Source organism: Alteromonas sp. KS69, from assembly GCF_003989595.1.
GTDB lineage: Bacteria > Pseudomonadota > Gammaproteobacteria > Enterobacterales > Alteromonadaceae > Alteromonas > Alteromonas naphthalenivorans.
On the sequence record NZ_PYHU01000010.1, the window covers coordinates 204,029 to 211,788 of the forward strand.

Consider the following 7,760-nt stretch of genomic DNA (forward strand, 5'->3'; position numbering starts at 1 on the left):
GCTCGATGGCAACGACTTTGAACACACCTCGCATCCAACCTGATGAAACCTTGTTTTCTTATGTCGCTCGTTGTCAATGGTTATGGGGCGAGTCATCATATGCTAGTACATCTGTAGATTGGTTTGGTTGTGAAGGAGGGTGTTTAAATCAACTTTTGCCTAGCCATATTCAAGATATCTCTGGTCATTCTGAATACGATGTGGAGCATCTTTTACACAATCATACAGCTTACCCTTTGCATGTTCTTTATAACGCTCGTCATGATGCACTGAAGGCATCAATCTGTGGCAGAGGTGATGCGAATAACGCAAACCTATCATGTTCACCACAGTTGGCATTTGGCTCATCAACTCAAAGTAAATATTGTCCTGAGTGCGCGAGGGAAGATGAGTCCAAAATTGGTATTGCATATTGGCATTTGTCGCATCAGTTGTGGGGAGTTAACGCATGTTACAAACATGGCTGCAATTTAGTTTGCTTACCTATCAATCCACGAAAATATCGCCTGCCACATTATCTTAAGCCTACAAAGTCTGTTATTGCTGCTAATACGCTACAAATCGAGTTTGCTAAGTATATTGTGCAACTACTGACTGGTAATACATTTAATAGTGAAGGTCAGCAACACCTCAAAGACCTGTTTCAAGCCCGTAGGCTATTCACCTCAAAACTTCATATACGAATTCCATTGATATTAGAGCGATGCACTAAATGCGCCGAGGCGTTAGGTATTCCTAATGTCGTGAATGCAAGAAGTGTTCGCCGGATTCTTTTCGAACCAGAAATAAGTATCCATCCTTTTAAACCAATTTTTCTAGCATTTGTAGTTGAGAATATGCCCGAACAACCTTTGCTTAGGTCAGAAGTCTTAGTTCAGCCTCTTAAGAAGCCACCAGCAATTGAAGCAAGGGCTGTCGCACTATTGCAAAGTCATCAATTTAACGTTGCAGAGATAAGTAGACGACTTAAAGTCAGTCATGGCTACGTAAAACAACTAGCCAACCGCATTGGGGTAATAACAACAGAGAGAAAGCAGATAATCACCGCTGATATTAAGCGCCAAGTGATAGCATTAGCGATAGATAATTGGAGCTGTAATGATATTGCAGCCGGTTTTGGTGTTTCGGAGTCATCTATTAGCGAAATTATTCAATCTGTCGCTGGCTTAAGCCTATGGCGTCAATATTTGAGAATGTATGACAAACGTAATGCCGTGCGAGAAGTTTTGTTAAATGAAAAGAGATGTAGTGCGCTTTTGAGCAGGAAGCAGCTTATGGGACTACAAGGAAATGCATTGAGTTGGGCATACCAGTATGACAAAACATGGCTTGATGCCAATTTTCCAGTACAGGGTAATCGAGCTAACCACAGCAAAATCATTTGGGAGAAACGAGACAAATTCCTTTTTTCTAATTTCAAAGAATTCTTGAAGCAACAGTTAGAAACTACCAATAAATTACCTACTAGATATGCACTGGATAAGCATTTCGGTGAGCACCGTTGGTTTACATGCAAATTCGATAAACTGACCAAATGTAAGCGTATGTACGACAAACTTAAATTCAAAATTAATCACAACGTTAGGGGAGTAGAAAATGTCAAAAAATAATGAAAAAGAAGATGTGTCAACTGATGAAGGGACTGTAGATATACATATCGACAACTGTCTAATTACGCAAGCTAAAGCCGCTCTAGAGCGATACCCCAAAACCGTTACTGAGCAGATAGAACAGTGGGCATACCTTGGTAGTGCAGCAGAAAAAAAATTAACAGGACTAGAGCAACTACAATTGCTGTCCGGTGAGTTTAAAATATCGCTAGTTGATAAGGAAAATGAAAAGGGAAAAAGTTAGTGACAGCAAATAGCTCTCGAAAACTGTAGTGGTATCGTTTACTTGGACACTACTTTTATCTTACTGATTTTCGTGAAACTGAATATTTGTAACTTTTGATATTTTTACAAAGTAACCTTGAAAGTTATTGTTTTTGGGATTGGCAGACCTCAATTCACCTATTACCACTGCGCTTGATAATTGTTCTGAGATATCACTTTCGACAATCAACTTTGTCCACTCAGTAGGCAGTTCGTATAAATCAAAATTCCCCATGCCACCATTGAAGCCAACTAAATATCTCTTATCATCAATTGAGTAATATAGGTTTCCATTCTGCAACCATTTTGTCATCTCACTTAATGCATCACCAATTTCATTCTTTAACATGTTCAATCCTTTCCCTTGGGCTCTTACATATAGAAATCAAAGACCCTTATATGGCCAATGAAAGGTAAGTTTTAATCACGAAGTAAATTTAGGACATTCAGAAATGTTAGGCTCTTATGTTTTGAAAATCAAGTTGTGATTAGTTTAACATATTGATAAATATCACAAAAAACTCAATTGTCAACGCGGGGTGGTAAGGTGAGTATGATGATAATCGGAAATCTCAGCTGGTGATTTTATTGTGGTAGCTTAGATACTTGCGTTTTTGTGACCAAGTTAACTACATTTATTAGATGCATATTGTACTGATGTCGTACTTGATTAAAGTGTTAATGATTAGCCGACAGTTTTTAATATAGAGAGAAATTATGAAGTTTTTAGCCGTTAGAGTTGGTTGGATGAAAGAGTATAAGGGAATTACGCAAAGTGACTATATTATTGGCGGTGGTAAAAACCCAGAAGAGACTGGCCGCGGTGTGGAGGTGTGTAACTTTCTGACTCATACTGATGGATACGTTTACGGTAATGTTGGAGTTAAGAGAGATAATTTACCCGGTCACAAAGTTGAATTGTTCATAAATAGGTTAGGTGCTAATGATGAGGATGATTTTGTTACTGATATTCCAATATTCTTTTTTGGAGGTAAACAATTTAAAGGAATAAATGAAAACCGTTTAATTGGGTACTACAAAAATGCAATTGTGTATCGAAAATCGCAGCGACTACCAGTAGATATGGCAACGCACGAACAAAATCAACTAAAGTACTATCGATTTAAAGCGAAAGCTGATGATGTCGTATTATTAAAACAACTCGATCGGACTACTAAATTTTCGCCCACAACCCAATCGCAATGGTGCTTTACTCCAAAGAAATATATTGACGTCGTTAAGAATATCTCTTTTTCAGAAGATTCCATAGAAAAAACCTCTCCCAGAAAGCCTGGTAGAAAAAATACACCTTATTTACAGCGTATTGAAGTTGAGCAGAAAGCTGTAGCATTAACGATAACGCATTATGAAGAGTTCGGTTATGAGTATATCAAGTCTGTAGAAAGCGAAAACTGTGGGTATGATCTAGAGATAGGTAAGGGTAAGGGTAAACTATGTGTAGAAGTAAAGGGTAGAGGCCAACAATCTCCAGACATAACATTGACTCCGAACGAATATAAGTACTTCAAGGAAAGAAACAAAAATTATCGACTCGTAATTGTTACAGGATGTATGACCGATGAACCAAAGCTTTTTATTTGTAAATTTAAGAATAAGAAGTTAATTGTTATAAACAATCAAGAAATGTCAGTAGTTGGCAAGACTGTGGAAGCTTTCAGGTTAAAAATTAAGTAATCATGGGGTTTCCAGACTTTTCTATTTAGTACACATAACTATAAATTAGTTAAGTGTCTAGAGAAGTCTGGTCGATTCAAGCCAAGCTCAAGAGGCGGTGTTTTTATATCGTTTACGTACATAGCGATCTGCATAATACATCTCGTCATTTAGTGAGTGATTGCCGAACTGCATGCAATCCCAGAGGTTATCCAAGGCATCTAAATTTTAACTTTAATCCAACTATAATTATCACAAACATAAATATATTAAGTACCCTTCCCATGAGTTGTTGAAAAAACGTACAGTTTAAGGTTAATATTTAACCGAAATTGTTTCTTGCCTTCATAGGTTGATGTAGAAATGGAAACTACAACAAAAGGGTCAACTTATGGCGAGCAGTAAAGTTCTTGTTCTAATTCATGGGATGGGGGTGCACACTTCCGATTCGTTCAAAAAAGAAGTAATTGAAGCTTCAAATAATTCACTGCAACGTTATCCATCATTCAAAAATATAAAATTTGAAGATAAAGTTCACATTGAATCAATAAGCTATGATGATATTTTCGAAAAACATAGAAAAAAATTAGCGGAAAATGCAGATTCAATTACCGAGGCAATAAAAAAATATCTGCCAAATGTTGCAATTCCTAATGTTGTTGAAAAGCTACTTACATTCGAACAAGGCTTAGGCGGCGACAAATTCGAAAACTCACATATATTAGACGTTTTGCTATATCTAACGCTAGTTGGTGCAGAAGTTAGAGCTAAAGTTACAGACGAAATTGGTAAGATTTTCGAAAAATATAACGATAGCAATATTTGCATTTTGGCTCATTCACTGGGCACTGCGGTAGCGCATGATTCGATGGATATGCTATTTACTGATAAGGAACCAAAAGAAGGCCAACTACCAATATCTAGCCATAAGATCGACAAATATTGGGCATTTGCTAATGTTAGTCGAATAATTGTTACACTTTCGGGAAAACAATCCCCGTTAGAATCAATAGTAAAACCCGGGAGGGATGGCTGCCTTGGTTCTTTCGCTAACGTTTATAATGAACTAGATCCTTTTGTTTTAGATATATTCAAGCGATTTAATCCTACAAAAACTGATGGTTGGCTTAGTCCAAATATTTATGAGTTTTTTTATCAAGCTATTAACACTAAAAAAGTAAGTAGAATTAATACTCATAGTATTAAAGGATATATAGAAGATCCTGATGTGAGCCACGAATTTCTAAACACATTTTTCAGTTTTCTACCCTCACCCGAAGAAAAGAAATTGGGTGATGCTAAATTTAAAAATATTGAATCAGAATATAATAAAGTCAAAAAATTCAACACAGACATAAACTCTTATGAGGACATAGTTAGCTTCATTAAAGCGTTAAAAGAATTTAAAGATTTTTTAATCAAGGAAGGTAGTGATGAATTGGTCTAAATATGTTGTTTTATCAGTCGTATTATTCTCATCAAATATATTTTCTAGTGAAAGTTGCGTTTATGATGGTCAATTTAAGAATGATATTGATGCTTCCTATTTTAATGAGACAATCAAACATGGGATTTTACTTAGTGAAACTTTATGCAAGGACACACTTAATCTGAATGACGCAAGCACTAGCACCTTAAAGCAAACTTTGCTTGAAGATTGGTTCAGTTCTATTACACAGGAAGCGACAAAGCTGAACGAAATTGCAAAACGCAACGGTAGTGATGGTATCGAATTACAAATTGAAGTCTTTAATAGAAAGTATTTCCACTTAAATTCCACTACTTTATCTGTAGATAATCGTGCTGACGGCACAACATATGCGTACCAAGATGACAATAATATTGTTAAATTTAAGTTAGAACAGTGCAAAAATGAATTTGGCTCAATTTGCCGAACAGTAGTTGACGAATATAAACAAGCTTTGGAAATACCATGGTACAGCATTAAAAAAAACACCTCGGCTAAAGCTGTAGCTGAGTTGAATTTGAAGTCACTAGCGTGGCAAAACTATTTTGAAAAAAGGCGTTCGCAAACTTCTTTAGAGTTACTGATTAACACTTGGAGCTATCAGGATGAATTAAAGAAGAGGGTGCCTATAAATCCGCCTAAATTTCAATGGATAGTTCTACATCCATCTATAGTATTACAACAGTCACCCGATGAAATAGACGGCTCTCAAATTAAAGAAGCTCTGGCAATTGAGTGGGCCGGGATTAATTATTGGGATCTCGATATTCCATTTGGGGCTTCGATTGTTTCAACTTATGCGGATAGAGCTATTGGTAAAGATTTTACAACAGGTTTGATGTTTCATATTAGTAATGATTACTCTATTGGAATCACTCATATAGGTGGTGAAAACAATGTATTTATTTCTGTTGATGTTATGAAACTCTTTGAAGATAAGAATAGTAATTTTAAGAGTTTTGTTTCTTCACTTTAGAAAATGTTAAGCAGATTTTAATACCTGACATTCTAGTTTATTGTAAATAAGGATTTTTATGAATAAACCGCTAATACTTTTAACTCTGAGCTTTCTAACAGGTTGCTCTAGCAGTTGGGTTCCTGAGAATGAGAAGTTTTTACCTACTTCGCCTACCACATCAAATAGCTTGAATATGAAGTTTCTAGGAGTCTCCAATGTTTATTTAGATGATGGTGAAACAAGTTTGCTAGTCGATGGTTTTTTTAGTCGGGTAGGATATTCAGCTATAATTCATGGATTGGAAACAGATACAAACGCTGTTGACACAGTGTTAGATAAAGCGGGAATCACAAGCTTAAATGCATTATTAGTGGCTCATACACATTTCGATCACATATTGGACACCGAATATGTCGCAAAAAAAATGTCAATCGGACAGGACATACCAACTAAAATATACGGGACTGATTCAGGTCGAAACATTATTACAGATCACGAATACCATACAGTATCTGATGGGGAAACTATTAATATTGGAGAGTTTAAGGTCACATTTATTGAAACTCCGCATGTTAAAAAAACTAAACGGGTTGAAATTTTAGAGAAAATACATCTATGGGCCACTGGAGGTGAAGAGTTCGCCGAGGCTGGTGAAAATTTCAGTTTCTATATTGAACACAAGTTGGGTAATGTGTTGGTAGTGCCAAGTGCTAGTTTTTTTCCAAGAAAATTCGATGGATTACAAGTGGATATAATATTTATAGGGGCAGGCTTAGTTGGAAACCAAGGTATCAAATATATTAACAATTATTGGGATGAAACTGTCGGGTTGTCTGGAGCCAGAATAGTAGTTCCGATCCATTGGGATAACTTTTTTAAGACTCTATCTGAAAAGCTAGTGCCGGCATCAGATTTTGTGGACGACCTAGCATTAACTATGTCCGTTTTTCATGAAAAAGCGAAAGCAAACCCCGACGTAGAGATTTACCTAATCCACCCATTGAAGAATGTTAATTTACAAAATGCTTTAGATTGTTCTGCGAGTAACAAAGACTCCATTGAAATATATAAAAAATAATATGACTTAAACTGTTGATAGACATAAAAATATCTTAACCACATTCATTTACAAATACTAGCAACTGCATTGTTGCAAAAGGCATAAGTAAAAAAGCGTGTATTCATTAAGTGAACTAACATTAGCTTTAAATCTTAAGCTAATGAAAATAAAAAGGATTTATAATGTCAAAATATCTATCTCTTCTCCCTTGTATATTGATATTCTTTGGATGCGCAAATCCAATAGATGACTTTAAAGCAGGTGCAAGGTCAAATGTTGAACATGATACTCAGCTACAAAAAGGGACTTTGGGTATTGCTCTTTCGGGTGGGGGTCTTAGATCATCTGCATTTGCATTTGGTGCATTAAAGACACTTTATGATGAAAACGTGCTAACTGACGTTGATATCATTTCCACTGTGTCGGGTGGAGGATATACTGGATACGAAGTCTTTATTAATGAGGTATGTAAGCCATCTAATACGTGTTATCAATCAAGCCAGTTTGGCGAGGCTACATTTGGAAGTAACAATTTTACTGAAATAGCTTATGGTAACCGTTCAGCAGGGCCCTATTGACAGCTAAATATATTTATTTTCAGTGATCTCTTGGATCCTATTGATTGATCCCCCCAGTCTGTCAAAGTGACTTCATGCCACGTAAAAAACAGCTATCAAAGCCGCCCGCAGTCGATAACTTAGATGATGCAAAATTGGTTATTCAAGC

The 7,760-nt window shown here is 36.1% G+C and carries 8 protein-coding genes; 7 read left to right on the top strand and 1 reads right to left on the bottom strand.

Translation table 11 applies throughout. The features are described from left to right. The first annotated feature begins 5 nt into the window (after nucleotides 1-5). Nucleotides 6-1,610, top strand: a complete 1,605-nt coding sequence (locus C7Y69_RS09375) for a TnsD family Tn7-like transposition protein (protein WP_126872519.1) — start codon at nucleotides 6-8, stop codon at nucleotides 1,608-1,610. Then, a complete protein-coding gene (locus C7Y69_RS09380) occupies nucleotides 1,597-1,854 on the top strand; it encodes a hypothetical protein (RefSeq protein ID WP_126872520.1) in 258 nt (85 codons plus the stop codon). Before C7Y69_RS09375 ends, C7Y69_RS09380 begins: the two co-directional genes overlap by 14 nt. Nucleotides 1,855-1,914: 60 nt before the next feature. Here C7Y69_RS09380 and C7Y69_RS09385 read toward each other — a convergent pair whose 3' ends face one another. Continuing rightward, nucleotides 1,915-2,223: a hypothetical protein gene (locus C7Y69_RS09385; RefSeq protein ID WP_126872521.1), complete on the bottom strand. Its 309-nt coding sequence runs from the start codon at nucleotides 2,221-2,223 to the stop codon at nucleotides 1,915-1,917. 368 nt (nucleotides 2,224-2,591) lie between these two features. Here C7Y69_RS09385 and C7Y69_RS09390 point away from each other — a divergent pair, with 368 nt between their 5' ends. The 5 genes from C7Y69_RS09390 (at nucleotide 2,592) to C7Y69_RS09410 (ending at nucleotide 7,612) form a co-directional block, all read left to right on the top strand. After that, complete coding sequence (locus tag C7Y69_RS09390) at nucleotides 2,592-3,569, top strand: DUF3883 domain-containing protein (RefSeq protein ID WP_126872522.1); 978 nt, start codon at nucleotides 2,592-2,594, stop codon at nucleotides 3,567-3,569. Between the two features lie 370 nt (nucleotides 3,570-3,939). Continuing rightward, nucleotides 3,940-4,995, top strand: coding sequence for a hypothetical protein (locus tag C7Y69_RS09395; protein ID WP_126872523.1), 1,056 nt, complete (start codon nucleotides 3,940-3,942; stop codon nucleotides 4,993-4,995). Further along, nucleotides 4,982-5,992, top strand: coding sequence for a hypothetical protein (locus C7Y69_RS09400; protein WP_126872524.1), 1,011 nt, complete (start codon nucleotides 4,982-4,984; stop codon nucleotides 5,990-5,992). The genes C7Y69_RS09395 and C7Y69_RS09400 overlap by 14 nt, the downstream gene beginning before the upstream one ends. 58 nt (nucleotides 5,993-6,050) lie before the next feature. Further along, entirely contained in the window at nucleotides 6,051-7,052 is a 1,002-nt protein-coding gene (locus C7Y69_RS09405; protein WP_126872525.1) for an MBL fold metallo-hydrolase, read from the top strand. A 164-nt stretch (nucleotides 7,053-7,216) separates the two neighbouring features. Further along, nucleotides 7,217-7,612, top strand: coding sequence for a patatin-like phospholipase family protein (locus C7Y69_RS09410; protein ID WP_126872526.1), 396 nt, complete (start codon nucleotides 7,217-7,219; stop codon nucleotides 7,610-7,612). Nucleotides 7,613-7,760: the final 148 nt, after the last annotated feature.